Raw genomic sequence first — 25,880 nt, 5'->3', positions numbered from 1 at the left:
ATATGAAAACCCACATCCCGCCGTTTAGTATATTTGCCAAACAGTTATCCCGGATGCGAAAATCCCTTCTTTTTGTCTGTTTTTTCATCACCCTGTCGCTATCGGCACAGAATACCGCACTTTGGAAAGGCTACTTTTCCTATCGGGAAGTGCGCGATCTGGCACAGTCGGCGACCCTTTGTTATGCCGCGTCGGAAAACGCCCTCTTTTCGAGCAATGCTGCCAGTGGTGAAATACGGACGATCAATACCATAGACGGACTGCCCAGCGAGCAGATTTCCGCGGTCTATCGGAGTACCGCCTTTAACACCACTCTGGTCGGATATCGAAGTGGCCTGATGGTCGTCATCCTTCCCGATGGCAGCATCACCAAAGTGGTCGACATCATCAACAAGCAACTGAACCCGACCATCAAGAAAATCAACCACTTCATGGAGCATGAGGGAGTGGTATATATTTCCTGCGACTTCGGAATCGTCACCTACGACCTGGCGACGTTGGAATTCGGGGATACCTACTTCATCGGAACGACCTCACCAGAAATCGTGGTGACCCAAACGGCGTTCTTTGACGGCTATATTTACGCGGCTACCTTGTCGGAAGGTTTGAAACGCGGTGCCCTAACCAATTCGAACCTCATCGATGCCACACAATGGCAACCTATTGCCAGCGGCGTATTTTTGGCGGTGGAAGCCTTTGGTGATTCCGTGCTGACGGCCACCTCGGATGGACAGGTGCGACGGTCGACATCGGGTGTTTCGTTTACGTCCTTCGGCCCTTCCTTCTCCCCTCCCATCAGTGACCTCCGCGCCGTTGACGACCGCTTGCTGCTCGTCAATGCCAACCATGTATATACCTACGACCTTTCGTTTGTGCAACAGGCGCACTTCGCGGCCGCATCGGTTACAGAAGAAGCCGTGGCCTTCACTTGTGCAACCATCGTGGGCAGTAAACTATACATCGGAACGAAGGAATACGGCGTTTTGTTATTGAACGCGGATAATCCTTCCAGCTATGAATTTATCAGCCCCGATGGCCCGCAACGCAATAACATTTTCGCGTTTACGGTGGCACCTTCCGGTACATTATGGACCGTTTTTGGGGAGTATGACCAGTTCCAAACGCCCTATTTGCGGGAATATGGTGTGAGTAAGTACTCCGCCGACGCCGGTTGGCTGAACATCCCGTATAGCCAGATGGACGGCGCCCGTGACCTGGTGCGCGTCACCGTGAATCCGTCAGATGAAACCGAGGTGTTCTTCAGCTCGCATTTCGATGGCTTGCTTCGATTTCAAAATGACGTATTGGCCGACCATTATACTTATACCAACAGCGGACTGGAGTCGTTGGTGATTCCGAGTGCGCCCGACTATAAAAGCGTGCGTATCGAACAAAGCGCCTTCGACAGCCAGGGGAATCTTTGGATGACGAATGGCCTGATCGATGATGCGGTGAAAGTGCTCAAATCGGGTGGCGGCTGGGGAGAAGCCAGCGTCGAAGGCGTAGTAGATGACACGTTCGGAGCCCGTTTTTCGCGTCTTGTCGTCGATAAAAACAACACCAAGTGGATTTGTTCGCTTGAGGATGGCCTGATCGGATACAACGAGAACCGCGCCACGCCTTTCCGCCGCATCGATGAGGGCGCCGATGTGGGCAACCTTCCCTCACAATCCGTGCAGTGTGTGGCTGTCGACAACCGCAACCAGTTGTGGATTGGCACGAGAAAGGGCCTTCGCGTGCTTTCAAGCGTCGACCGCTTTCTGGGGGAGGAAAACACCCAGCTTACGACCAACTCTATTATCATACTTGAAAATGGCCTGGCGCAGGAACTGATGTACGAACAGTTTGTAAGCGACATCGTAGTGGATGGTGCCAACAATAAGTGGATCGGCACAACGGGCGCAGGTGTGTTCCTGGTGTCGCCTGACGGACAGGAAACCATCCATCATTTTACCAGCTCCAATTCGCCGCTCCCGAGCAATAACGTCAATGACATCGATATCAACCAAACGACCGGAGAGGTGTTTTTTGCGACCGTTTCCGGGATGGTTTCGTATAAAGGAAGTGCCATTGCACCGAGCGATGACCTGAAAGACGTAAAAGTGTTTCCGAACCCGGTTCGGCCGGGCTACGCCGGGACGGTAAAGATCACCGGACTTACCGACAAGGCCAATGTGAAAATCGCCGATATCACCGGAAGCCTCGTATTTGAGGCGATTGCAGAAGGCGGAACGCTGGAATGGGATACGACCGCTTTTGGGAAATACCGGGTCGCCTCGGGTGTGTATATGGTGTTTGTGGCGACCGAAGACGGGGCGGAAACTGCCGTCAAGAAACTCATGATCGTGCGATGACCGTCAAGACGCCGGCCATCGTGACGGCTGCCGTCCGGTATCAGGAAAAAGGACTGGTGGTTACCTGTTTTACGCAGGTCGACGGACGCGTTTCCTATTTCGTTCCCAATGCCTACTCCACCCGGAAAGGGGCACCAAAAGCGGCCTTCTTCCTTCCCCTGACCCTTTTGGAACTGGAGGCCGTTCACAAAAAGAAAGGCACTTTAGAATCGATACGGGAAATCCGGATTGCCTATCCCTACACCACGCTGCACGGAGATGTCATGAAAGGGACGATTGCGTTGTTTCTGTCGGAGATGCTGCACCACTCGCTGCACGACGGAGCGCCGAACCCGCCCTTGTATGCTTTGCTGGAAGCTGCGTTGCAGTGGCTCGACAACCATTCAGAGGTTGCCAACTTCCATTTGATCTTACTGTTGGAGATGACCAAGCATCTTGGGTTTTATCCGGATCTGGCTTCGACGGGACGTTTTTTTGACCTGCGCAACGGTCGTTTCCAGTACGCACCCGGGGTGGAGACTACCGGAGAAGAGGTGTCGGCCAGTATGCGCACCCTCGCCGGCCTGCGGTTCGGAGACGCTGAAAAAGCCTTCACATCGGCCCAACGGCGCGAACTGCTGAAGTTGTTTGTTCAGTATTATTCGGCACACATAGAAGGCTTCCGGAAACCCAAATCGCTTGAGGTATTAGCAGAGGTGTTTTCATAAAAGTTGGATTCTTTTACGGTTTTCCCGTATCCCTCATTCCCGTGAAACGATGACCTTTAGACCTCAAAGGTTTTAAAAACCTTTGAGGTCTAAGCGCTACCCTGCCGCCAAAAAAAACATAAGGAACCGAGCCAGAGACTTCCGCCCACTGCCTACTGTTCACTGTCCACTGCCCACTGACTACTGACTACTTCTTACTTCACCTTCACCCGCTTCCGCAACACCTCTACCAGCATGACGTTCATACGCCCGATGGGTTTACCGTCTCGATAGGCGCGCACCTTGACCTGGGTGGCGTCGATGGGTACGAGAACCGGACCTGTATATTTAGGATAGAAATTATCGGGTTCCGAATTGTCGAAGGAATAATACAGTTCGAGTTCATCGAGTTCTGGGACCAGCGAGAGGAGCATCCGTCCTTTCTCGTCGGTCGTGACCCGGAAGTCGGGGTCGTACAATGAGGGTGCATATCGCACATTCGCGGCATCGAGCCTGCGGAACTGTTGTTCGACCTTGTCGACAAACCGCTTCCAGTTTTTGCTTTTCGGCTGTGACCAGGCGGTTTCGCTCACGGCAAATGCCCGTGGCCAGGTCATGTATTGGGCTTGCCGGAACCGAAATACCTGCTCGGTCCAGAGGTTGGCCTGGATGCCTTTCACCTGTCCTTCTTTGATGCCGTCGGCGATGGGTTCGAAGGCGTAGGTTTTTTTCAATCGTAGGCCGGCGTAGACGCGCGGTTCGACCGACACATCGGCCTGCATATAATCGAGGTAGGAATACCCCGTGGGGCATAACACCACCTCATGCCCATCGGCGGCAGCCGCTGCCCCGAAGGCCGGTTTGCGCCAATTCATGATGGCCGTTGAGGGTGATACACCCGTTTCGTAGATTTCATCCCAGCCGATCATGTGTTTGCCTTTGGAGGCGACGATCTGTTCGATGCGTTTTTCGAAATAGGCCTGCACTTTTGCCACTTCGGTGATGCCTTCCCGTTGCATCAGTTCCTGCACCTGTGGGTTCTTGGCCCAGAAGTTGGTCGCGCATTCGTCGCCTCCGACATGAAGGTACGGATACGGGAACAACGCGGCGATCTCGCCCAATACAGCATCCGCGAAAGCGTAAACCTTTTCATTGGCCGGACACAACATATTGTCGTAAATGGCTTCGAAATGGCCGCCGCCGGGCCAACTCATAATGGGTTCGCCGGAACTCACCCGGTAGTTGACCGCCTCGGGCGTGCACGACAGTTCGGGATAGGACGCGATGGCCGCCAGACTGTGTCCGGGCATATCGATTTCGGGTAAAATGTCAATGAAGCGGCTTTTGGCATAGGCCACTACCTCCCGTATTTCCTCTTGTGTGTAAAACCCGCCATTGTCGCGGGGCTCATCGGCGCCAATGGGAGAGAAATCGCCGAAATGCCCTTCCCGTTTCACGTTCCAGGCACCCACGGTGGTAAGTTTCGGGTAACTTTTGATCTCCACCCGCCAACCTTCATCGTCGGCCAGGTGCCAGTGGAAGGTGTTGAACTTGTAGCGTGCCATACGGTCGATATAGTCCATGACCTCGGCTTTGGTGAAGAAGTGCCGCGCCACGTCGAGCATGAGTCCACGATAGGCAAAACGCGGGTAATCGGTGATGGTCACAAACGGAACCGACCACCGTCCGTTACGCAGCCGGTCGGTGCGTTCGATGTCTTTGGGCAGGAGTTGCAATACGGTTTGTACGCCGTAGAAGAGGCCCTTTTCGGTATTGGCCCGGATAAAAATCCCGCCGGAGTTCACGGCCAGACGATAGCCTTCGTCACCCAACAACCGATCGGTTTCGTTGTTGAGGATGAAATGCAGTGCGGCCTTCTCTTTTGGCGCTGCCGGGCGAAGGACGATGCCTGTGGGCCGGACGAGGAAGTCTTTTACGTAAGTCGTCACCGGCTGGCAGCGTTTGGCGTCGGTTGCGGTGAACGTCAGCACCTTCGGCAGGGTGAAACGACCCCGTCGGGTGGTCATCTCAACTGGCTCGGGGATGATGGATTGGGCAAACGAACAAAGGGGCACAAGCAGTAAGAGGTAACGAAGCTTCATGGGCGTGGTTGTTTGAGGACGCGGTCGATTTCCCGCAGTAAAAGCGTGTAGGCCGGGTCGGCCATCATGTGGTCGTAGCCGCCGAGTTCGATCAGGCGGTGGTCGGGATGGCCGATGACGGTGAGCATGCGGTCAAGGTAGGCGTTTTCGTCGTAACGCCCGAGCAGCTCGAGGTTGCGGTCGCCGGTGATCAGCAGTATCGGTGGTGCGTCTTTGCGGATGTGGAATAAAGGCGCGAGTTCATCTATGACGGGTTGGGTTTCGGGGATGCCGCGTTCTTTGCGTGCGGTGAAATGGGTGATGACCTGCGGACTGAACGGCACGATGCCCGCCAGTGTGTTGGGGTCGAGTTCGTAGGCGGCGAGATAGTGTTTGTCGAGCGCCACCATCAGGTCGAGGTAGCCACCGGCGGAATGGCCCGAGAGGAAGACCTTTTTCGGGTCGCCTCCGTATTCGGCAATATGGCGGAGTGTCCAGGCGACGGCGGCTGTGGCATCGCCGATGATGTCGACGACTTTGGCGTTAGGACTGAGGCGATACCCGACGCCTACGACGGCGATTCCTTTGTCGGTAAGGGCTTTTGGTATTTCCCGTGCTCCACCGGTAAGGCCGCCACCGTGGAACCAGATGACGGTAGCAAAGCCGGGTTTTGTGGGGTAATAGAGATCCAGTATGCATTGGGTGTTGCGATACGTATCGCCTTTGTCGGGATAGTAGGATATGGCGGTCTTGGTTTGGTATTGTGCGGTCAACGTTGTGGTGACCAGCAGCAAAAGCAGCCCGAGTTTCTTCATAATAATGGTGTTGCCCAAAGATAGCGGATTTGGGCGGATGGGGAAGCGTCTACGCACCGGACGTGAGACGGGGTGTGTGGGATGAAGTGGACGTTGGGTATCTATTGATGGGGATTGTGTCTGGGGTATACACGGGGTATACACGGGATATATACGGGATATATACGGGATATATACGGGGCGGATACGAACGCTGTTTAAGGAAGAACGGCCCGACGCACGACCGAGGTATTCCGTGACTACCCTTTTACAGTGGGGAAAAAAGTGTCGTTTTCGGAAATTTAGGTCTATTTAGGTCGTTTTCGGAAATCGTTTTTTGGAAAACCGGAGGGTCGCTCTTTAGTTTTGACAGGGTGTTTTGAGTTGGTATTTCATTTTTTATTCTTTATGTTATGGCGAAACAGAGTGGCATTTTCAAGATCGAAGGAAAGATCGACGAACTGAGTTTCTATAAGCGGGGCGATGTGTATTTGGTGCGGAATAAGGGTGGGGTGAGCCGGGAGCGACTTATGAATGATCCGGCTTTTCAGCGAACGCGCGAGAACATTTCGGAGTTTGGGATGGTGGCGAGCGCAAGCAGGATACTCCGACACGGAGGGGCCCCAGTGTTTCGGCGTGCGTATGATCCGCGGTTGCACAATAGGCTGATGCGCTTGATGACGCTGGCGAAGAACCTGGACACTTTGTCGAGGCGGGGGAGCCGACAAGTGGCGGAAGGTTTTAGAACGGCGGAGGGCCGTTTGTTGCTGCGGGGTTTTGACTTCAACAGCCGGGCGCAACTGACACGTGTTTTGTTTGCGGCTTTTACAGTAGATGCGACTACGGGGACTATTTCGTTTCCGCAACTGGTTACCGGACAGCATTTCGATGCGCCTCCGGGTGCCACGCATGTGAAACTGGCAAGCGGTTTCCTACGGGTGGATTTCGCTACGGGTGATTCGGAACTGGTCATGAGTGCCGACACGACCCTTACGTTAGATGAAGAGGTGTCGCCCGTGCTGGCCCCTCCTTCTGTTCCGACCGTCGATGGACTAGGACTTGTTTTGCTGTTGGTGGCTTTCTACCAGGAAGTAAACGGCGTGCTGTATGAGTTCAACGCCTGCCATTTCAACGTGTTGCACGTGGTGGCGGTGGTATAATAACACTTTTTCTTTGGTTTTAGAAACGTCTACCCCAAGGGCGTTTTCTATAGGAGAACAATAAAGATACGACGTTATGAAAAATTTAATAACGTTCGCATACTAATCCAAATATTTGGTCGTTGTGGGAAATATCAGACGAAGCTCGACGCTCCTTTGCTCCCCCATCCATGGGAACGGATCGGTTTTCGTTTAGAAACGAAAATAACCTTTTTACATTATACCCATGGAAAAAAATCCCGTTACGCACACCTTATTTCGGTTTGTCAGTTACAGGGGCGTCCAACTGGCAGATACCAGCACACGCACCCGTCATTTCGCAATGCAAGATCCTCTCTCTGGTTTCTTCCACGATACCGTGCCGAATCCTTTACCCGAGGGAATGACAAAAGGGGAAGCGCTTCGGCAGGCAGCTGAACAATTTCCTGCATCGGTGCCCTATCCTCCAACCGGCAACACGCAATCGAAACTGTATGAATCAGAAGCGGATCTAAGAAAAGCGGCGCCCGCCCTCTATAACTTCTCGATTTGGATCGTGCGGAACCGTACGACCTACACCAATGCTGAGCTCACGGCCGAGTTGCAAAAAGTAACTACAGGAGGCTCTTACGAGGGCGTTGTGACATCGCTATGGGATAATTTCTATTACCGACTCGTAGCCGGCAATGCTCCGCAATTACTGGAGTCTATTTCCCAAATGCTGGTCGCCCACCACGTGTATACCCTCTACGGTAAAAATCCGACGGTGCTTCCCAATAGCGCGGAAGATATACTGGATGTATCGGTGACACTTCCCCCAGCGCTTTTTGACACTTTGGCGGAAGTAAGCGCGCCCCCGCAAGCAGACCTGACGGCCCGTCCGGCTGTGCCAAGTGCGTCGCTACGGAAAAAGCTCACCGTCACAGAAGAGCAGTTTCGTTTAAGCGCGCTCGACAACCTCCGGCAAGACCTTCTTGACGCTCAAACCGACCACCAGGCTGCCTACGAAACGGCGTACCAGGCTGCCGAAAAGCAATACCAGACCACGGTAGCGCAACTTTGGGAGGACTACCGCCAGCAGAAAGAAAACGCACGGGCGACGTATTGCTCCTCGCCCAATGCCCATGGCGAATATAATCCCGACGATCCTTGCCACCAGCCCCCATACGTGCCGGAGCCGACGATTCCGGACTTTTCCTTTACCTACGATGCGGAGGTTACCCCTACTAAACTTCAGGGCGAACTGTCGGCTGACGCCTACAACACCATGCTCGGGGTGTTAGGCTATGACTTCAAGACAAAGACGCCATCTGAAAACCAGCTGTTCAGGCGCTATAAGACCTACAATAGCTTATTGGCGTTAGTGGATAAAGAGACAACGCGTGCCACCGCCAGCATCAGCCAGAATGCGACATTGTCAAAACGCAGCGTCCGTATGAATGGTATGTCATTCCGTGTTTGGAACATGGATGTCAGTCAGCCATTCGAGTATGAGATTTATTTTTCTTCGATCAATAATTCCAAGGTTTTTACCCTGCTAATCGGGGTGCCTGACAATAGCTGGCAAATCTCCCATATAAAAGTTACCGGAACGAAACCTAATAATTCGGTTTTCCACCACGATGTCTGGACGCCGACGGCAACTTTCAATGGAAATGCGTTGTTAATCAGCAGTTTTTATACCTATACCGCCTCGGATCTGGCAACAGCTCCTCCGGTATTTGAGTTTGAGTTGACGTTCTCCAATACGAAAGTAAAACGAATAACCGGCATACTCATCACCACCAGCCACGGTACGGGAGGCTATGCCACTGACCCAACCGGAGGGGAGGAACCCACGCCCGGTGGTTTCATCCCGGTCGCCGGTGGTTTCCGAAATATCGGGTCTGCCGACTACCTGAAACTCGAGCAGACCGTGCACTGTTATGTGGAGGGAGAAGTTTCCCACATTGAAAATATCATGGCGCGGGAGTATAAGGAAAAGGCAACGCGTATCCTTCGACGGAACGAACAAACCACTACCACAAGCGCAGAGCGGGAGGCAGAGCGGCTTTCCGATACGACCTCGACCGATCGATTCGAGATGCAATCGGAAATCGGCCAGGTGATCTCGCAAACAAAGGATTTTGCGGCATTTGCCAACACAAGCGTGCGTGGCGACAGGTGGCAATTGGACGCCGGTATCAATACCGCTAACAACAATAACCGCGAGAACAGTATCCACCAAATGACCACGGTAGCAAAAGAGGTAACGGAGCGCGCCATGGACCGGGTCGTACAGAAAATAAAGGAAGAGCGCGTGGTGAAGATCCTCGAGGAATATGAAGAGAACAACAAACACGGTTTCGATAACCGCGAAGGCAGCCAACATGTGGTAGGTGTTTACCGTTGGGTCGATAAATTATACAAGAACCGAATCCAGAATTACGGCACCCGTATGATGCTGGAGTTCATGGTGCCGGAACCCGCCGCCCTGCATGTGGCCGCGATGACCACAGCGGTGTCAAGCCCCGACACGGGCACGTCTGAAATCGAAGAACCGGTGGATCCGCGTACTGTTGACGATCTGGATCTAAGGATTGCGGGCCCGTCACAGATCACCCTTGCGAACGCCAGTTACTGGGCCGGTTTATACAACGCTGAAATCGAAGCCAAACCTTTGACAACCATCAGCATGGGTGACAGCTTCAATATCAAGTGGGACAATACGGCTAAACTCGACCGGGTTGAATCCAACGCCGGGAATGCCAAGATTGCCATTCCCGAGGGGTATGTTGCCAAGTCAGCGGTCGGCATTTTCACCGCCTCGAGTGATAACGACAGTATCACTGGCTCGGTCCTCTCCTTGACGGTAGGTACCCGGAGTGTAGTGTATGAGGGAAAATTCTCGAGTAAGCGCATCAGTCTCAACACTCTGGAAGCCATCCCACAAAACCAGTCCTTGACAAGTGCTTATCAAAGTCAAGTCAAGCCATTTGCGGACGCGAAGTACGTCAAGGACGTTCCCGTTTCTTTCCTGCTCGGCAACCACGTGGCGGGGGAAGTCAACGTAACGGTGACCTGTGACCTGTCAGACGAAGGGCTTGCCAACTGGCGAAACAAGACCTTCAAAGTCATCATTGACGCGTATGAGGACGCCTTGGCAGAATTTCGTGAGAAGAGCGCGTCACAGCAGACGGCTACGGCAGAGGTGCTGGCTACCAACCCTAACTTTTATCGCCAGATCGAGAATACGATTTTGCGCAAGAACTGTATCTCGTACCTGTTGGATCGGAACACGTCGGCTGCGCGCACTTACGGTCGGAATTTCCTGCCGTTCCCGAAGAGTTTTGACAATGGCGAGGTGGAGCTTTCCGGCTTGGGCGATTACGCGAGTTTCGTGCAGTTTATGGAGCAGGCTTTCGAGTGGGATATTATGTCGTATAATTTCTATCCGTATTACTGGGGCAGTCGTTCGCGATGGACACAACTGTATACGTACGACGGCACCGATGATCCGATTTTCCGGGCCTTTATGCAGTCGGGTATGGCACGCGTCATCGTGACGGTGCGTCCGGGCTTTGAGGATGCGGTAGGACTCTATCTCTCGACGGGGATTCTATGGAACGGTGGTCGTCCGCCGGTATTGGGCGATCCGTTGTTCGTCAGCCTAATCGATGAAGTGAAACGCCACAAGCCCAAACCGTATGGAAAGGCCTGGTTGACCCGTGTGCCGACCAGCCTGACCATCCTGCAGGCCGACAGTATCGGGCTACAGGTAGAGAAAGCGCTGCCGTGCAATTGTGATGACACCGCTGATTTTGAACCGGGTACAAACGTTCCATGCGGTGATAATTTCGCCATCAGCAGCGCCCAGTTGGGTCGGGATACCTCTTACAAGATCCGCTTCTTCTTCACGAATTTCGAACACCTAAATTCGGTAGCTGACTATAACATGGAGTACTACGCGCAAATGGACATGTTCCCCCGCCGCTACGAGTGCATGGGGCAAACCATCACGATCAACCGCGAAGCGTCCTGGTCGAACGGTATGAATACACAAATCATCTACCAACGATTGGCCCAACAACTATCGATGATCAACGGCATAACGGCCGTACAGGTCAACGACCCTGAGACGGGATTCCCAGATTGTATCCAGTTTACGGTGGATACCTCGATTATCGCCGACTTTAGTTTTATCAAGAAAACCCCGGGAGGCGACTGGGAGCCGGAATTCGACCGCTTGAGAGTAGCCTGCACCAATGGCGGCGTGCGTGTCTCGTATTCGGAAAACTACATCCGGTATCGGGTGCGCGACTGTAACGGCGAATTGCTCAGTGGAAACGAAGCCGATGTTGTTTTGCCACTCACCCGCTTCCGCGTATGAGCCAGGTAAGGATGGAACTGGTATGGCAGCCCGAAGAGGTGCTGCCGTACCTTTTTAACGGACTCAAAGCGAGGATCGAGGCGCTGACCCCGATCCGGTCGATGTATCTGTATGGTAGCCGGGCCCGGACGCCGCAATCGCGCTGGGACGAACTGGCCGGAAAAGACTGGGATGTGCTGGTGGTATGTGATTACCCGATCGTAAAAACCCACATCTGGACACAGGCCGAAAACTACCATATCGACCTGACGATTACCGATGCGGCCGGCGCTGCGTCATATTTTGAACATGTGCATACGGTGGAGTTATACCCTAACAATGGATTGGAGGTGGGTTATGATTGATACCTTTAACGGCATTCCCTTTTTTAGGGATGACAGTGAAGACAGTCCCCTGTCGCGGTTGTTGGCGGGGGGAGTGAGGCAGGGGAGATTTGACGGTTTAAGTTCAAGTTTAACTGAGGATAAATCGCTAAATGAATTTGCCAATCAAAGTCCATTTGGGGAGGAGAGTATTTTCGCAAAACCTAAGCTCAGCGATTACTTTGAAGGCTATGTAGATTTCTTGCCAATATTGTGGCGGATTGGTGCACCAATGCCGGAGGAGGATAGTCCAATCCCGAAAAAGGGTATGTTAGAGGAGGTGAAGGTTTCGTCAATTGACTCAACATCGCTTTTCGATTACAGAAGGTACAGTGATGTAAACAAAGACTTCCAAAATTACTGGACATATCGGGGCACTGATTTTCCTGGACAGGCTATCTTAAACAAAAAGGTGGGGTACCTGGACCGAGAAAAAATATTTCTTTCCGATACGGGCAGAGGAGTTACCTCTTTTGGTTTATATGTTCCATATACCAACGACAATAATGTTTCGCTGGGTAGATTCTCGCTTGACTACCTTGAAGCCCAATCTGCAATCAAAATCAGATATTTAGATTTTGATGGCTTGATGATTATCCTGCAAAATCTACTCGGGTCCAAAAGGAAAGCATATGCCGAAGCAATTTACACGGAGGTTGCGAAAAAATTCGAACCAATTGCACTGAGCGAGAGCGGTTTAATATTCCTTTACAGCGCCCCCGTTGAATTGCTGAAATACTTTAGCAGTAAAACACTCATCACCTTATTTCTTCGTTTAGCAGCCGATATGTTGAATGGAGATAAAGAACTAATCGTCTTAAAGGTGCTTAGTGCGATGAGTTCACAAAGAGAATTCGACCCCGATAAGTTTCTTGAACTCCTGCTAACGAAACAAGTACTTGGCTCGTCATTGTTCCAAATTCTGTATGACAAGATGCGTGATTGGGGCGGCGAAAACAATTTCAGCAAAATTATCATCCAACTCACCAAAATATGGATACTGAGCAGCTATTCCGATCCGGAAAACAAACGCTATAAGGATTACCAACGTTTGCCTTCCCTAGTATACACGCAGAAATACATTTTGGGTTTCAGGAATGACAACTACAGTTTCGAATTCAAAAAAAACAACGACGTACTGATTATTGAGGGTGAAGGCGGCATCGAAATCCCGGGTTTGAATAGGTATATCACGCAACACCCTTTTCAACCAATTGCTACGGTGGAACTAGAGGAAACAGAAAATGAAGACCTAAAGTTGATGGAAGGCGTAGCCATACCCGCCTTTTATCTTAAGGCATTCGATGATAAGAGTGTATGGGAGAACTTCGAGAAGGCGGTTTGGCTTACCTTTGATATAGTAAGCCTTTATACGGGAATAGGTAATCTGGCAAAATTACGCTATCTTCTCAGAACCGAAAAGGTTGCAGTTTTGGTGCTCAGAACCATTTTTGGCACCATACAGGTCGCCAGCAGCACCATTTCGATCGGGTTAAGTCTGGTCGAAAACAGCAGAAACCGCGACGCCGTAAACAAAGTAAGGGAATATCTTTTCTGGCTGGAAATATGTACTTTGGGCGCCGATGCCCTTAGCTCACGTATATTGGCTAAAAAAGCAGGATCGGCGAAGGAGGCACTGGACGAGTTACGTAAGACCACCAAAAACCGAAAGGCGCTCGAGGAAATAGATGAGTTTGCAGAGCATTTGGATGAGGTAGCAGAAGCAGCTAATATTGAGAGAGGTCGTCTTCAGGGACAAAGAATTGACGCTAAAGGAATACAGGTCGCGAGGGAGATTTTCGAAAAAAGAATGGTTGAACTAAGAGTCGCTCCATCGCAAGGAGCCTTCGAGATAGAAGGCTACATGAACAGGGCGGGCAAAGTGGTTATTCTAGAGCCTGGCAGCGCTGCAATGTTTATCACAGATGGTAAAAAAATGGCTTTAATCATTCGAGAAAACGCAACGGTTCTGGAACTTTTGCATGAGTCGTTACATTACTGGCATTGTAAAAGCCTCGGGAAACTTCGATGGTATAATCTGACGAAAAACAGTTACAGTGCTGGAGTTGTTGCCCGGGAACGCTTTGTTTTCGATAAATTAATGGAGCATCGCGGATATTTAAATAGAAATGAGTTGATAGAGGCAAAAGATTACATGAATTCTACATATAAAAGATATGGAGTTACAGATGAACTTGGGAATCCCCTACAAGTCGATTTCGATTTCGACATTTCGAAAATCCCCAATAAAAGGCAGGAAGCTAGTATAGCAAAAATCTTAAACCTGAACTAATAATGATTACAAAAGAGCAAGCACTGGCGATCGCAAAAAAATATTTGCAACAAAAATCAAGGCGTTATTCGAAACTAGATTCCGAGCTTGATAAGATTTTTTATAGAAAACAACACGAAATTGGAGCGAATGAGGAAGGAATCATGTATAGAGATACCTATACCGTGTGCTACGAAGTTGAATCAATGGATGTCATTTTATATTTTATAATTATTGATGCAAATACGGGTGAAGTCATCAAAACACTGGGGCCACACGGATCTGTTGAGAATCGGGAATAAACTGACTTATGTTGCTTTGAAAAGAAAAAAAGCAACTTTTGTATGTCATCGGGCCACATGTTAAAAACCAAGGCTTGTTTGCCCTACCTTGGCCTCATACCTCCTACAAGATACGCCTCTTCCAATTTAAATAGAATGCTTAAAAAGGAACGAATTAAAAAACTGGTTGAAAAGTACTTAACAGACAAGCGTGTTTCTCATACCAAATTATTGGATGATTTCAATAAGATTACCTTGTGGAAAAATAAAGAAATTTTACATGGCAAGCGGAAGGGCCAAATTGCGGATATTTACACTTATCGTTACTTGGACACTTGGGTGCAGGAAGAAAAAGGCATGATTGTTTCTGTTGATGCTCATTCAGCGGAATTGCTATATATCATGACCCCGCATGGGTACATTGATATTGAAGATTAGCTCTTACCAAAACCTAGGCCCTATAATAAGGAATCTACTTGCGACTCTAAGCAGCCCCGATGGCGCGGATTTGCAATCCGTGCCCGTGGTATGAAGAGCAATACTTCTGTGAAAAAGTGCTGTGTCCTCAATTTGCGGAATTCTAAATACTTGGATTATTTGAGCACGCACGGATTGCAAATCCGCGCCATCGGGTGAATTGTGGCACAGTTATATTTATTTCGATTCAATAACATTCATGGTTGAAAAAAGAGGCGTTGACCTTTCAAAAATCTAACACATGGACAAGCTAGTAGAAAAAGTTCGAAAATACTTAGATGATAACAACATCCACTATATGGAAAACTCCGTAACATTTGCAGGTCATAGAAGAGATGCACCACAAATCGACGGTACTAAACGCGATGTTTATATTGTAACCTATCAAGTCGAAAATAACAAAGATGATCCGTTTGGATATAGTCTATATTTTGTAAATGTTGATTACAAAACGAGGAGGCTACTCAGCATTTTGGGCCCACAATCCTTTGAGGTACTCTAACCTTCATATTCGCGTTTTCTATGCGGAGATCAAATAAAAAACTTCAAAAGTTACAGATTATGACAGATAGAGAGATAATAGAAAAAGCTACGAAATCCCTCAAAAGCTTAAAGCTGCTGGCTGACTATAATGAGGTTAAAGTTAATAGAGAAATAAGCGACTTATTATTGGATATTGATCCAGCAATAGAGTTTGAATACCGCGTCCACTTTCGTTTCAACCCGCCAATACGAGGCACGGGAGCGACTGTAACGGTAGACCGGAAAACGCATAAACTTTTAAAATCATCACAAAAAGTGGGCTTTATAGGGTTCCGGAAGAGCTGCAGTAAGTTTCGGGTTGGGAGCGCTGAATGCAAAGAGGCCGCGGATAGTGAGGATTTACAATCCGTGCAAAACGGCTAAACAAAAAGTTCCACAACCAATGAAATCCAAACCATAACCTGCGGTTTTCTACTTTTACATTATAGGGAAATGCGACGTTAGTGCACGGCTCGGATTGCGAGTTCGCTTCATCGAAAGTATATTTCACTCAATGTTTGAAAACAAATTAAGGCCATGTTATCTGAACAAAGAATGCTGCAGATTGCTGAAAACTACGCTTCAGGACTAATCGAAAAAACCACTATAGAGGTCGTCATTCCAGAAAAATCAATCGTACGGAAGCCCTATGGTAATGTCTATTTTTTCACGACCAAAAAACATCTTGACACGGGGGATTCTAAGTACGCACTCGCTGGAAATGCTCCGTTTCTGGTAGAAAATAAAACGGGACGAATAGTCGTACTGGGAACCGCAAAATCAGAGGACTACTATCTTCAGGAGTACGAGGCTGGACGCTGGCCTTTGAAGTAATATCCGCCAGCGGTACGACAATGACGACGAATAGTATGTTCCCCTTTTATACGTGGAGACTAACACACAAGAATGAATTTACTCGCCGAATTCAATTCTTTTAAATACTTAAAAACACACTAAAAATGGCCCTTTCAGAAGTACAAATGCTTAAAATCGCCAACGATTTTATAAAACAGTTCGAAGAGGGGGTTGGCCTCGAACTTGTTATCCTAACAGATTTGCTCATTCGAACACAACACGGAACGGTGTTTTTTTACACAAGTAAAAAATACCTTGAAACTCAAGAGGACATTTATGGTATCGCCGGAAATGCGCCTTTTCTGGTGGAAAAGAATACCGGTAACATCATCGAATTTGGGACCAATAGATCCGAAGCTTACTATCTTGCAGAATATGAAGCTGGTCGTTGGCCCTTGAAGTAACCCCGATGGCACGGACGTCCCGTCCGTGCCTCTTAAAAGAAACACGGAAAACCCGCAATGCCATTACATTACGGTTTTTTTGTTTTTAATCCAATCCGCTCGATGTACCTGTATGGCAGCCGGGCCCGGACGCCGCAATCGCGTTGGGACGAACTGGCCGGCAAAGACTGGGATGTGCTGGTGGTATGCGATTACCCGATCGTAAAAACCCACATCTGGACACAGGCCGAAAACTATCATATCGACCTGACGATTACCGATGCGGCCGGCGCTGCGTCGTATTTTGAACATGTGCATACGGTGGAGTTATACCCTAAGAATGGATTGGAGGTGGGTTATGGCGGATGATTTCAATGCGGTTTCAAGGGGAGTATGGCAGCAAATGCGAAGTGGTACGGCGTTCGAAGGGCCTAGGCCGGATACGGGGCCGTATACCGTCGATTTTTACCAGCCCACCAGTCGGGGCGAAGGCGTTCGATTTACGGAATTGATTGCTTTTTTTAGAGAGGTTCAGAAAGATTCGTCGCAAATCTATGATCGCCAGCAATTCATGTCAGGTCAGGCTGGTTTTGCCGGACGACCGGTGGTGATGGGACCTCCGCGCGATTTCTTCTCTGCTACTGTAGCTTTGTACGACGCTGTGCGGAAAGAGAATGTGGGAGTCCGCCTGGGTGCCAGACTTAACAAACGGGTTGACTTTTTGGAAGATCCGTTGGGTTTTACCGTCTTCATTGATGCGTCAAAGGAGGTAATGTATGCCAGCCTACTTGCTTTTTACGATAAGACAAAACAATATCGTAAACCTGTTCTTTCTACTACTGATAATCCGGACGACTTTCAGGTTAATGACGCTTATCTTGCCGTTGAATTGCGAGCGGAAAATATGCTTGATTTCGCCTACCTCGTTCAACATGTAGCGGGGGAAAAACTCGCGGCGCAACTAAAAGACCGAATCACCGCGCGTTTTGTTGAAAAGCTACAGCTTGAAACTAATGTGTCGTCACTTGAGTTCCTATATCGCAACATACCCGAATTTGCTTATGAGGGTCTTCGAAACAAACTCTCCTCAAGAACGGCATTTGGTCATCTTATCTCGCTGAAAAAATACGACGAGTCGTCGTGGTTCATTGATAGTAGCAATGCGGTGCTTAGTATTCTACGTGTCATCGGCAACGGAAAATTCCTTTATCAGGCGTTCTATAGCAACCCGGTTTTGGTGAAGCAACTATATGAGAACTTAGATGGCACATCAGTTTTTGAAGGAACGGTTACAAAAAACCGAATGGTATTCGCGTCATTACTTTGGATGTTGTGTGCGAACCAACGTTTTGAATTTGACAACAGGCCCATCTATACCTTTTTCATTGGTACGGAATACGAGTTGGATAGTAATGTATTAAGTTCATCTGACGCCAAAAAGGACGCTATCTTCCTACGGCAATTTAAACGAAGTGCTTCGGAACGTACAAAGTATATCCCGACGGGCATTGGCCAACCCATGGAGATAAAGGAACGCCCGTTTGAACCGGTTGATGACGGCGCCTACTTCCATCCCCTTACGCCTGTATTCCTTACGGATGCTTCTGGAAAGGAGCCCATTACGTATAAAGTGCCTGCCATTTACGTGAAAACCCTTTCGGACGAAGCGGAATGGAAAGACATCATGACCAACGTTCGGATCGGTGTCAACGTATTATCGATTGTGCTGAGCATCGCCTCGTTGGGTACGGCCACACCTGCACTGGTTACAGCCCTCGCACTCACTGATATTGCGGTTTCTACCTTTGACATTGGCGTGGCGCTTGCCGAGGACCAACTAATGCAGAGCGATGAAGGGCGCGCCTTCCTTGAGGGTTACAACAAAGTAACGCTGGCCATCGCCGGCGCAAACGCATTGCCGCTGGCAGGTTCGCTGCTTACGGCTGGAACGCGACTGCTGGGAAGGGCGACGGTGGAAAGTACGAAGAACTTCCTGAGGGCCAGTATCGCCCGGCTGGTGCTTGAAATCGAAATTTCAGGCTTTGTCAAAAACACGCTTCGTTTCGTAGAGCCTACCGAGTTGTTCCATAGCGCGGAATTCCTTACGCGCGCCGACAAATTGTGGAAGGCAGGGGTTATATTTGTAGAAGGAGTTTCGTCTGGAACAAAAGGAGAGAAATTGATTGGGGCATTATATGGAACGGAGGTAATTATCAGCGGAACTAAATTTGAAGTGATGCAAGAACTGAAGAGCTTTTTAAAATTTGATGGTAAAGCTCTAACTGATGCTCTTGAAGAAACATATGAATTTAAGGCGCTATCTACCCTACTAAAGGATAAAGAATTTAAGGAAATTTATGATGCATTAAAAATCGGCATTTCAAGAACGTACTCGTCTATACTCACTCTTGGCGAGGAATCAGTGTTGAAATACTATACTACAAAAGTGGGCTATAAAGATTTAAATTCGGCATTGAGAAAACAAATATCAGTATCTGAAAAATTCATTGCACAGGAAAAGCTGATGAACAAGGCTTTAGATAAACTTCCAAAATTTAAGTCAGACGACCTTTTATATAGGATTGAAGATCTGACGGATATGGAAATTGATAGCTATTATAAAGTAGGCCAAAATATAGAAAACAAGCATTTCACCTCTTCTACATATTCTGAGCAAGCGATAAGTGAAGCAATGTTTTTTCGAAAGTATACTGTTCTTATTAGAATTGAAGGGAAAAATGGTAGATTAATCGAAAAATTATCCTCTCTCCCATCTGAAAAAGAAGTCTTATTTAAATCAAAAACTACTTGTCTCGTAAAGAAAATAGGATATACAATTGATTTGGCAGATCCTGACAATTTTATGAAGTATGTAAAGGAAATAGTCTTAATAGAACAATGATAAATGGATAAAAATAAGAACTTACATCAACTGCAAGAAAGGAGAGATGTATTGCTAAAAAAGCATGGGTCTGTGTCATTCCCTACTAAAAAAGAAATTGAAAAGTACATTCAGAACAATAAAGCCGAACTTGAAGAATTAAAAGAAATACAAAAAGAAATAATGTCTCTTAAATTACAGCTGATGACCCCGAAAGAGAGAGAGGAGTTTCTAAAAGAACAAAACACCATCATTGAGAAACATTCAGAAGATTGACTACTTTTAGAGTGGTGATTTGGATTCAAAGGGGCTATCCTTTTGAGACAGCCCCATTGTATTTATTGAACATGACAATGGTTTTCCTGCTTGGGAAGCGCAATATAAAGAAGGCTATCAAGAAGGTTGGATCAAAACCTATCATAAAAACGGCAGGCTGAAGCAGGTTTCAAATAATCACAATAACGATGTTATTGAAGGAACCTTCCAAGAGTGGGATGAAAACGGGAACCTTGTCGAGTCATTCTGAGTTTAGCATAAGGATAAAATAGGGCTGTCTTCAATTTCGAGACAGCCCTTTTCTCTGTATTCAAGTAAATCAGGACACCTCGGACCAGCGTCGCCTCATGCTCGAAGTCGAAAGCTCGGATAGTGTTCGTGTCATTTCCTCGCCCTCACTGATATTGCGGTTTCTACCTTTGACATTGGCGTGGCGCTTGCCGAGGACCAACTAATGCAGAGCGATGAAGGGCGCGCCTTCCTTGAGGGTTATAACAAAGTAACGCTTGCCGTAGCCGGTGTAACGGCCCTGCCGCTTGCCGGTTCCCTGATAACGGCGGGAACGCGACTACTGGGAAAGGCGGCGGTGGAAAGTACGAAGAACTTCCTGAGGGCCAGTATCGCCCGGCTGGTGCTTGAAATCGAGATTTCAGGCTTTGTCAAAAACACGCTTCGTTTTGTCGAGCCTACCGAGTTGTTCCATAGCGCGGAATTCCTTACGCGCGCCGACAAATTGTGGAAGGCAGGGGTTATATTTGTAGAAGGGGTTTCGGATGCCAGGAATGGGCAGAAATTGGTGGCCGCGCTTTACGATGGCCAAATCATCGCCCAGGGAACGAGGATGGAGGTGATGCAGGAGTTGAAGGGGGTGTCTGATGATGTTTTGAGGGAAATAGCTGATGATGTCCCTAACCTTTCCAAGTCTGAATTGGACTGGATGGCCAGTCGAAAAACGGGGAACTTAGGCGGTAGAGTCTTAAAAGCATCTCAGATAAGGCAGTTACGCGGGATTTTAAAACGAAAAGGAATTCATTTGATTGCAGAGGGGGACGCGAAGTATATTACCCGGTTATTCAAGCCTGTCGACGGTTTTAAAACTATTGAAGATTTATTCGAGGCAATGAAAGGTGACGGCTTACGGGGTGCATTCAATGCGCACACTAAGCAGTTTTTTTTAAGTAAGAGTGCTACAGAAATAGTTGTATTCCATGAAATGGCGCATTTGAGGCATTTTGAAGAGGTTGGTGAGATTTACCTGACCCTTTCTCGGTTGGAAAAAGAAACATATGTTTGGGAGCAAATCTTAGCAAGCAGAAACAAATGGTCTGATTCCGAACTAAGAGATGCTTTAAACTACATCAATGATATTAGAACTAACCCAAAGTACGGACACAATTTGACACCATTAAAAATTATAATATAATGACCCACACCGAACAGCAAATTTTAGAAATCGCGAAGACTGTTCTTCAGGGACTGAGGGGCGAAAGATATAAAGAGTCGGACATTGAAAATGCGTACTTTAATGAGGCGAAAGAGATGGCCCGGGATATCAACAAAGGTAAACCACATCCTAGTTGGACGGTCGCCATCAAAGCACCGTTTGATAATGTGGATTTCCTCACAATATCTGATAGAACTGGAGAACCTCTATATTACCAAAATTTCAATATGGTTGTATACGAAATAGTTAGAGATAATAAGGGTAATTATCATCGCAAAGACAACTAGTCAAAGATATTATCGTTTGAGGACGGGAACGAATTTTTGATACACTCTTACAATAATCGAAAAGAGAACCAGGGAACAAGTAGCGGGTAAACAGGATTGTCTACCCCTGCCTTCGCAACCCCCGCTGGCGCGGATTTGCAATCCGTGCCCGTGGTTAAAATGAAGAGCAATACTTCTGTGAAAAAGTGCTGTGCCCTCAATTTGCGGAATTCTAAGTACTGGATTATTTGAGCACGCACGGATTGCAAATCCGCGCCATCGGGGGTTGGTGGTTCGTGGTTGATAGTTCATAGTTCAGGGTTCGTGGTTCGTGGTTGTGCGAAGTGAGAGTTGAGAGTTCATAGTTCTTGGTTGCTGGTTGAGGGGCGACCTTGGAGACAGGTTTAGCGTTTGTTCGAGTTTTGCAGAAGCGTTTAGATATCAGGAGCGCGTGTAGGTCCCTCACGGGGTTCGGGATAACGAGGGCGTATCGCAGCTTTTAGATTTCCCGGCTGCGCTCGAAATGCGGTGGCTACTGTCAACCCGGACTTGTTCCAAACAAAAAAATCGTACCTTTTCCCTACCAAAACCGCCTTCGGGCCTAAACCACCGCATATAACAATGGCAACACTTAACCCACACGTCAATTTCAATGGCAACGCTGAAGAGGCGTTTACCTTCTACCGCTCGGTATTCGGCGGCGATTTCGCCATGGTCATGCGCTTCAAAGACCTGCCCGGTTTTCCGTTCGCGCCGCACGAGGCCGATAAGATCATGCACATCGCGCTACCGGTGGGCAACAGCGTGCTGATGGCCAACGACGTGCCGGAAGCCATGGGACGCACCAACGAAAACGAAAATCGCAGCAAGATCGCCATCGGCGCCGCCAGCAAAGAGGAGGCCGACCGGCTGTTTCACGGACTATCGGAAGGCGGCCAGGTGGAAATGCCGATCAGCGACAGTCCGTGGGGTTCGTACTTCGGCATGTTCCGCGACAAGTATGGTATTGAGTGGATGGTGGATTTTGATGCGAGGAGGAGCGGGGAGTGAAAGGTTGAGGGTTGGTAGTTCAGGGTTGGTAGTTGGTGGTTGATAGTTCAGGGTTGACCGTGGAGACGGACGCGACGTTTATTCGGGTTTTGCAGGATCCTGTAGATATCGGGAGCGGATGTAGGTCCCTCGCGGCGCTCGGGATGGCGGGGCGTAGACAATTAGATAATTCGTCAATTAGATAATGAGATAATTGGGTATCCAGGAACACTGCCCACTTCGACTGCCTACTGCGCACTCCTGAGACTGTGACTGCGACTGAATACCGGATAGGCCTCTCGCGGCGCTCGGGATGGCGGGGCGTAGACAATTAGATAATTCGTCAATTAGATAATGGGTTATCCGGAAACACTGCCCACTGCGACTGCCTACTGCCCACTCCTGCGACTGTGACTGCGACTGAAGACTGGTTAGGTCCCTCGCGGCGCTCGGGATGACGCGCTCCGTGCCGTTACGTTGGATTTCTCGGCTGCGCTCGAAATCGAAATGTCTAGATGGGTCGTGGATATCACGTTGAGGGCCGGCGTGCGATAGGAATCTGTCACACGATACGCTTTAGATACGCTTTATATAGGCTTTATCTACGCTTTATACAGGCAGTATCTGGGTATCGTTATTTCAGGACAAGACAGGATGAAACAGGATGCGGGCTGTTGTGAAGGAGCGGCTAATAAGGGTTGCCCAACGTCTACGTCTTTTGTGCAGCAGGTCACGCAAAATGCACCGCCGGCATTCCATTTCTTGAAAATGTCAACAGGAATTTGTAATATCGGCGCTGTAAAATCCTACCTGACATGAAATACTTCCTCAATGTACTGAAGCAGTATGCCCAGTTTCGGGGACGTACTACGCGCCGCGAATATTGGATGGCTGTCCTCTTTCACATCATCTTTTTAATTGCTGCGTATTGCCTTGACCAGGCTCTTGGCCTCAATTTCGAGGAGGGTTCCGGCGGTCCGTTTTACCTGCTGTATTTACTGGGTGGGGTACTGCCGATGGTGGCCGCGGCGGTCCGTCGTTTACACGATACGGGGAACAGCGGTTGGTACTTCTTTATTCAATTCGTGCCCTTAGTAGGTCCGATATGGCTGATCGTATTGTTAGCAGGTGAGGGGCAACCGCGCGAAAACCAATACGGACCCGACCCGTATGGGAACGAAATCGACGAAATCGGGATGTAGGGAGTTGAGGGTTCATAGTTGTTGGTTCTTGGTTCATGGTTCTTGGTTGTGCGAAATGGGGGTTGAGAGTTGCCGGCCCTGCGGTAGCCTTTGATTGCTCGGCGGCGCTCGAAACGGGTGAAACCCACGTGGCTATGTTTTTCGATAGGAGAGGTCGCGCCATGGGAGAAGACGGCTTAGCGTTTCTTCGCGACGAGTGCATACGCCGGTTTCGACATGCTACTCGCCCATCTGTTTCTTTAACTGGTCCAGAAAATCCTGGGTGGTGGGGAGGTTCCCGATTTTTTCGCCCACTTGTTTGTTCAGGTTTTCAAAGCTCTTCTCTCCATTGAGGGCGGCCAGCGCATACTCAAAGGGATACGCGAACAAAACCCCGCCATTCTTTTCATACTTCATCACCATTCCCCGTAGTTCCGAGTCTGGGGTAAGGTCTTTATAAAGCTTGAAGCCATGTTCCGATTCGAAAAACGCGGCAAAGGAAGCCGCCAGCGTAAAAATGATTTGCACATCAGGCAAACCAAATCCCCGGCAATAGTGTAGGAAGCCATCGTTCTCGTTGATCTGGTCGAGGTTCAACGGACTGTTCAGTGGCTCGGCCACTTTCGGCACGATAGCGTTATCTACGTAATAGCTTCGTATCATTTTTTCATTACCCTCCCGTATCTTGTCTGGGATTCTCTCCTCCTTGTAGCGCGTATCGATATATTCGTCGGTTGCGATAAACTTGGGAAGCGACGCCGTTTCCGGTTGTTTGTCTTTATTGGCGGAAAACAATTTTTTAAAGAAGCTCATAGTGGTTTTTTTACGTGTTTATTTCGATACGCTACTTCCGCATTGCTTTTATAATACGGTTGGTACGCCGGTCGGCATACATGCGGTTTAAGGAGGTGCATGCCCAGATAAAGGCGGGGATCCAGCCGATGAGGGTGAGCTGGAGGATCAGGCACACGATACCCGACCCGATCTTTCCCTGTAAGAGCAGGGACAGCCACGGGAAGAAAAACGCAAGGACGTAACGCATAACAAGTCGGTTAATGGGATAAAGATAGGTATTTTGAGGTGTGGCTGCACGCCGTTAGCAGCGGGATGCGGTTTTGATACATTCGTGATACAGTATCCATACAGTATCCATACTCTATCCATGCTTTATCTGTGTATTGCTAGGACAAGACAGTGGGCAGTGGGTAGTGGTTGAGGGTTCATGGTTCATGGTTCATAGTTCATGGTTCATAGTTCTTAGTTCTTGGTTGTGGGATGTGGGGGTTGGTAGTTCAGGGTTGACCTTTTATTCGGTAGTTGCGGGGATTTCTTTCGATTTCGGGAGGCAGTGAGAGGTCCCTCGCGGTGCTCGGGATGACGCGGGCCGTACCGTTTCTTTGGATTTCTCGGCTACGCTCGAAATCGAAATGGCTATAGGGGGTTCTTGGTTTATAGTTCATGGTTCTTGGTTCTTGGTTCTTGGTTCTTGGTTTTTGGTTAGTGGTTCGTGGTTCGTGGTTGTGCGATGTGGGGCTGCACCCTCGGGGATGTTTGCGGAGCGGAGCTGCAAAGCGCTATATTTACCACCACGATAAAACAACCTCATCCGTGCTTTACGTTAAAAAGATACTGCTCTTTATCGGTTGCCTTGCCATTCTCTATTACTTCAGGGATGTTTCGGTCAATGTAGGGCGTGTCGTTTTTAAACGCATCACGGATTACCCTTCCGGAACGCCCGTACAGACCATCCAACAACACCGGGTTTTGATGGACGTTGCGCTCCATATCACCCTTCTGGCGGCAGCGACGGTTGGTTTTCTTGTCGTATCAAGATACCGGCGGCTTCCCGGACTCTTTTTACTTACTGTGCTGCTTTGCCCATTGGTTTACGAAGTCGGCAATCTTTTCGTTGACAAATCCTGCCTCAAGCCCTACCTCGAGTGGCATAAGGCCCTGTGGTATGTGCCGATGCGCCTTTCGGTAATTGTTTTGTCAGGTGTTTTGATGTATCGCCTCCGACGCCACTTCACACCATGGAAAGGCGAGCTTTGGCTGATTGTCGTAGCGGCTGTAGTGTACCAGTTTATTAAAAAATGGTGAGTTGGTTTTGATGTGAGGGCGCAAGGTCGCGCAAAGTAGGAGACGGGTGCGCGGCGGAGTTTGCGCAGTACAATGCTTCATTGGAGATGTAAAATAGTTGTTAACACTAAAATCGACTGAATCAAAAT

General features: G+C 48.9%; 24 protein-coding genes. 20 read left to right on the top strand and 4 right to left on the bottom strand.

The window, feature by feature from the left end; all coding sequences use genetic code 11:
* Positions 1-2 precede the first annotated feature (2 nt).
* Positions 3-2,354: a two-component regulator propeller domain-containing protein gene (locus tag MKO97_RS03585; protein ID WP_241104701.1), complete on the top strand. Its 2,352-nt coding sequence runs from the start codon at positions 3-5 to the stop codon at positions 2,352-2,354.
* Positions 2,351-3,061, top strand: a complete 711-nt coding sequence (recO, locus tag MKO97_RS03580; protein WP_241104700.1) for a DNA repair protein RecO — start codon at positions 2,351-2,353, stop codon at positions 3,059-3,061. The genes MKO97_RS03585 and recO overlap by 4 nt, the downstream gene beginning before the upstream one ends.
* A 194-nt stretch (positions 3,062-3,255) precedes the next feature.
* Here recO and MKO97_RS03575 read toward each other — a convergent pair whose 3' ends face one another.
* A complete protein-coding gene (locus MKO97_RS03575; RefSeq protein WP_241104699.1) occupies positions 3,256-5,142 on the bottom strand; it encodes a beta-N-acetylhexosaminidase in 1,887 nt (628 codons plus the stop codon).
* Positions 5,139-5,936: an alpha/beta hydrolase gene (locus MKO97_RS03570; protein WP_241104698.1), complete on the bottom strand. Its 798-nt coding sequence runs from the start codon at positions 5,934-5,936 to the stop codon at positions 5,139-5,141. The genes MKO97_RS03575 and MKO97_RS03570 overlap by 4 nt, the downstream gene beginning before the upstream one ends.
* 392 nt (positions 5,937-6,328) lie before the next feature.
* On the opposite strand from MKO97_RS03570, the gene MKO97_RS03565 reads away from it, so the two are divergent.
* The 17 genes from MKO97_RS03565 (at position 6,329) to MKO97_RS03485 (ending at position 23,673) form a co-directional block, all read left to right on the top strand.
* Positions 6,329-7,075, top strand: a complete 747-nt coding sequence (locus MKO97_RS03565; RefSeq protein WP_241104697.1) for a hypothetical protein — start codon at positions 6,329-6,331, stop codon at positions 7,073-7,075.
* Positions 7,076-7,301: 226 nt separating this feature from the next.
* Positions 7,302-11,423: a hypothetical protein gene (locus MKO97_RS03560; protein ID WP_241104696.1), complete on the top strand. Its 4,122-nt coding sequence runs from the start codon at positions 7,302-7,304 to the stop codon at positions 11,421-11,423.
* Positions 11,420-11,767, top strand: a complete 348-nt coding sequence (locus tag MKO97_RS03555; RefSeq protein ID WP_241104695.1) for a hypothetical protein — start codon at positions 11,420-11,422, stop codon at positions 11,765-11,767. The genes MKO97_RS03560 and MKO97_RS03555 overlap by 4 nt, the downstream gene beginning before the upstream one ends.
* Positions 11,760-14,078 carry a zincin-like metallopeptidase toxin domain-containing protein gene (locus MKO97_RS03550; protein WP_241104694.1) on the top strand — a complete coding sequence of 773 codons (2,319 nt, stop codon included), beginning with the start codon at positions 11,760-11,762 and terminating at the stop codon, positions 14,076-14,078. The genes MKO97_RS03555 and MKO97_RS03550 overlap by 8 nt, the downstream gene beginning before the upstream one ends.
* Before the next feature lie 2 nt (positions 14,079-14,080).
* The gene (locus MKO97_RS03545; protein WP_241104693.1) at positions 14,081-14,359 is read left to right on the top strand and encodes a PepSY domain-containing protein; all 279 of its coding nucleotides are present in this window, start codon (positions 14,081-14,083) and stop codon (positions 14,357-14,359) included.
* 57 nt (positions 14,360-14,416) lie between these two features.
* A complete protein-coding gene (locus MKO97_RS03540) occupies positions 14,417-14,776 on the top strand; it encodes a hypothetical protein (RefSeq protein ID WP_241104692.1) in 360 nt (119 codons plus the stop codon).
* Positions 14,777-15,056: 280 nt separating this feature from the next.
* Complete coding sequence (locus tag MKO97_RS03535; RefSeq protein WP_241104691.1) at positions 15,057-15,317, top strand: hypothetical protein; 261 nt, start codon at positions 15,057-15,059, stop codon at positions 15,315-15,317.
* Positions 15,318-15,376: 59 nt separating this feature from the next.
* Complete coding sequence (locus MKO97_RS03530; protein WP_241104690.1) at positions 15,377-15,721, top strand: hypothetical protein; 345 nt, start codon at positions 15,377-15,379, stop codon at positions 15,719-15,721.
* A 153-nt stretch (positions 15,722-15,874) separates the two neighbouring features.
* Positions 15,875-16,171: a YrhB domain-containing protein gene (locus MKO97_RS03525; protein ID WP_241104689.1), complete on the top strand. Its 297-nt coding sequence runs from the start codon at positions 15,875-15,877 to the stop codon at positions 16,169-16,171.
* Between the two features lie 125 nt (positions 16,172-16,296).
* Positions 16,297-16,596, top strand: a complete 300-nt coding sequence (locus MKO97_RS03520) for a YrhB domain-containing protein (protein WP_241104688.1) — start codon at positions 16,297-16,299, stop codon at positions 16,594-16,596.
* Positions 16,597-16,653: 57 nt separating this feature from the next.
* Positions 16,654-16,944, top strand: coding sequence for a nucleotidyltransferase domain-containing protein (locus MKO97_RS03515; RefSeq protein ID WP_241104687.1), 291 nt, complete (start codon positions 16,654-16,656; stop codon positions 16,942-16,944).
* Positions 16,916-19,477: an ADP-ribosyltransferase gene (locus MKO97_RS03510; RefSeq protein WP_241104686.1), complete on the top strand. Its 2,562-nt coding sequence runs from the start codon at positions 16,916-16,918 to the stop codon at positions 19,475-19,477. Before MKO97_RS03515 ends, MKO97_RS03510 begins: the two co-directional genes overlap by 29 nt.
* Before the next feature lie 3 nt (positions 19,478-19,480).
* On the top strand, positions 19,481-19,732 hold the full coding sequence (locus MKO97_RS03505; protein WP_241104685.1) for a hypothetical protein: 252 nt from the start codon (positions 19,481-19,483) through the stop codon (positions 19,730-19,732).
* Between the two features lie 454 nt (positions 19,733-20,186).
* Positions 20,187-21,155 (top strand): zincin-like metallopeptidase toxin domain-containing protein, encoded by a 969-nt coding sequence (locus tag MKO97_RS03500; protein WP_241104684.1) that lies wholly within the window; start codon positions 20,187-20,189, stop codon positions 21,153-21,155.
* A complete protein-coding gene (locus MKO97_RS03495; RefSeq protein WP_241104683.1) occupies positions 21,155-21,463 on the top strand; it encodes a hypothetical protein in 309 nt (102 codons plus the stop codon). Before MKO97_RS03500 ends, MKO97_RS03495 begins: the two co-directional genes overlap by 1 nt.
* A 600-nt stretch (positions 21,464-22,063) precedes the next feature.
* On the top strand, positions 22,064-22,492 hold the full coding sequence (locus MKO97_RS03490; protein ID WP_241104682.1) for a VOC family protein: 429 nt from the start codon (positions 22,064-22,066) through the stop codon (positions 22,490-22,492).
* 794 nt (positions 22,493-23,286) lie between these two features.
* Complete coding sequence (locus tag MKO97_RS03485; protein ID WP_241104681.1) at positions 23,287-23,673, top strand: DUF805 domain-containing protein; 387 nt, start codon at positions 23,287-23,289, stop codon at positions 23,671-23,673.
* Between the two features lie 219 nt (positions 23,674-23,892).
* On the opposite strand, the gene MKO97_RS03480 is transcribed toward MKO97_RS03485, so the two are convergent.
* Both MKO97_RS03480 and MKO97_RS03475 read right to left on the bottom strand, forming a co-directional pair.
* Positions 23,893-24,465: a hypothetical protein gene (locus MKO97_RS03480; RefSeq protein WP_241104680.1), complete on the bottom strand. Its 573-nt coding sequence runs from the start codon at positions 24,463-24,465 to the stop codon at positions 23,893-23,895.
* Positions 24,466-24,496: 31 nt separating this feature from the next.
* Positions 24,497-24,694, bottom strand: a complete 198-nt coding sequence (locus tag MKO97_RS03475; protein ID WP_241104679.1) for a YqaE/Pmp3 family membrane protein — start codon at positions 24,692-24,694, stop codon at positions 24,497-24,499.
* 566 nt (positions 24,695-25,260) lie between these two features.
* Between MKO97_RS03475 and MKO97_RS03470 the strand changes: the two genes are divergently transcribed.
* Positions 25,261-25,752, top strand: a complete 492-nt coding sequence (locus MKO97_RS03470) for a hypothetical protein (protein ID WP_241104678.1) — start codon at positions 25,261-25,263, stop codon at positions 25,750-25,752.
* Positions 25,753-25,880: the final 128 nt, after the last annotated feature.

The organism is Flavobacterium sp. HJ-32-4 (assembly GCF_022532105.1).
Lineage (GTDB): Bacteria > Bacteroidota > Bacteroidia > Flavobacteriales > Flavobacteriaceae > Flavobacterium.
Note: the sequence above shows the minus strand (reverse complement) of the source record. Positions and strands in the feature narration are given on the sequence as shown.

Bases quoted from the DNA above. Each gene is read 5' to 3' on its own strand.
- MKO97_RS03575 (WP_241104699.1), bottom strand. From the start codon at position 5,142: ATGAAGCTTCGTTACCTCTTACTGCTTGTGCCCCTTTGTTCGTTTGCC.
- MKO97_RS03480 (WP_241104680.1), bottom strand. From the start codon at position 24,465: ATGAGCTTCTTTAAAAAATTGTTTTCCGCCAATAAAGACAAACAACCG.
- MKO97_RS03545 (WP_241104693.1), top strand. From the start codon at position 14,081: ATGATTACAAAAGAGCAAGCACTGGCGATCGCAAAAAAATATTTGCAA.
- MKO97_RS03520 (WP_241104688.1), top strand. From the start codon at position 16,297: ATGGCCCTTTCAGAAGTACAAATGCTTAAAATCGCCAACGATTTTATA.
- MKO97_RS03540 (WP_241104692.1), top strand. From the start codon at position 14,417: ATGTTAAAAACCAAGGCTTGTTTGCCCTACCTTGGCCTCATACCTCCT.
- MKO97_RS03585 (WP_241104701.1), top strand. From the start codon at position 3: ATGAAAACCCACATCCCGCCGTTTAGTATATTTGCCAAACAGTTATCC.
- MKO97_RS03560 (WP_241104696.1), top strand. From the start codon at position 7,302: ATGGAAAAAAATCCCGTTACGCACACCTTATTTCGGTTTGTCAGTTAC.
- MKO97_RS03570 (WP_241104698.1), bottom strand. From the start codon at position 5,936: ATGAAGAAACTCGGGCTGCTTTTGCTGCTGGTCACCACAACGTTGACC.
- MKO97_RS03495 (WP_241104683.1), top strand. From the start codon at position 21,155: ATGACCCACACCGAACAGCAAATTTTAGAAATCGCGAAGACTGTTCTT.
- MKO97_RS03530 (WP_241104690.1), top strand. From the start codon at position 15,377: ATGACAGATAGAGAGATAATAGAAAAAGCTACGAAATCCCTCAAAAGC.
- MKO97_RS03490 (WP_241104682.1), top strand. From the start codon at position 22,064: ATGGCAACACTTAACCCACACGTCAATTTCAATGGCAACGCTGAAGAG.
- MKO97_RS03500 (WP_241104684.1), top strand. From the start codon at position 20,187: ATGCAGAGCGATGAAGGGCGCGCCTTCCTTGAGGGTTATAACAAAGTA.
- MKO97_RS03510 (WP_241104686.1), top strand. From the start codon at position 16,916: ATGGATTGGAGGTGGGTTATGGCGGATGATTTCAATGCGGTTTCAAGG.
- MKO97_RS03485 (WP_241104681.1), top strand. From the start codon at position 23,287: ATGAAATACTTCCTCAATGTACTGAAGCAGTATGCCCAGTTTCGGGGA.
- MKO97_RS03475 (WP_241104679.1), bottom strand. From the start codon at position 24,694: ATGCGTTACGTCCTTGCGTTTTTCTTCCCGTGGCTGTCCCTGCTCTTA.
- MKO97_RS03555 (WP_241104695.1), top strand. From the start codon at position 11,420: ATGAGCCAGGTAAGGATGGAACTGGTATGGCAGCCCGAAGAGGTGCTG.
- MKO97_RS03565 (WP_241104697.1), top strand. From the start codon at position 6,329: ATGGCGAAACAGAGTGGCATTTTCAAGATCGAAGGAAAGATCGACGAA.
- MKO97_RS03525 (WP_241104689.1), top strand. From the start codon at position 15,875: ATGTTATCTGAACAAAGAATGCTGCAGATTGCTGAAAACTACGCTTCA.
- MKO97_RS03515 (WP_241104687.1), top strand. From the start codon at position 16,654: ATGCCATTACATTACGGTTTTTTTGTTTTTAATCCAATCCGCTCGATG.
- MKO97_RS03535 (WP_241104691.1), top strand. From the start codon at position 15,057: ATGGACAAGCTAGTAGAAAAAGTTCGAAAATACTTAGATGATAACAAC.
- recO (WP_241104700.1), top strand. From the start codon at position 2,351: ATGACCGTCAAGACGCCGGCCATCGTGACGGCTGCCGTCCGGTATCAG.
- MKO97_RS03505 (WP_241104685.1), top strand. From the start codon at position 19,481: ATGGATAAAAATAAGAACTTACATCAACTGCAAGAAAGGAGAGATGTA.
- MKO97_RS03550 (WP_241104694.1), top strand. From the start codon at position 11,760: ATGATTGATACCTTTAACGGCATTCCCTTTTTTAGGGATGACAGTGAA.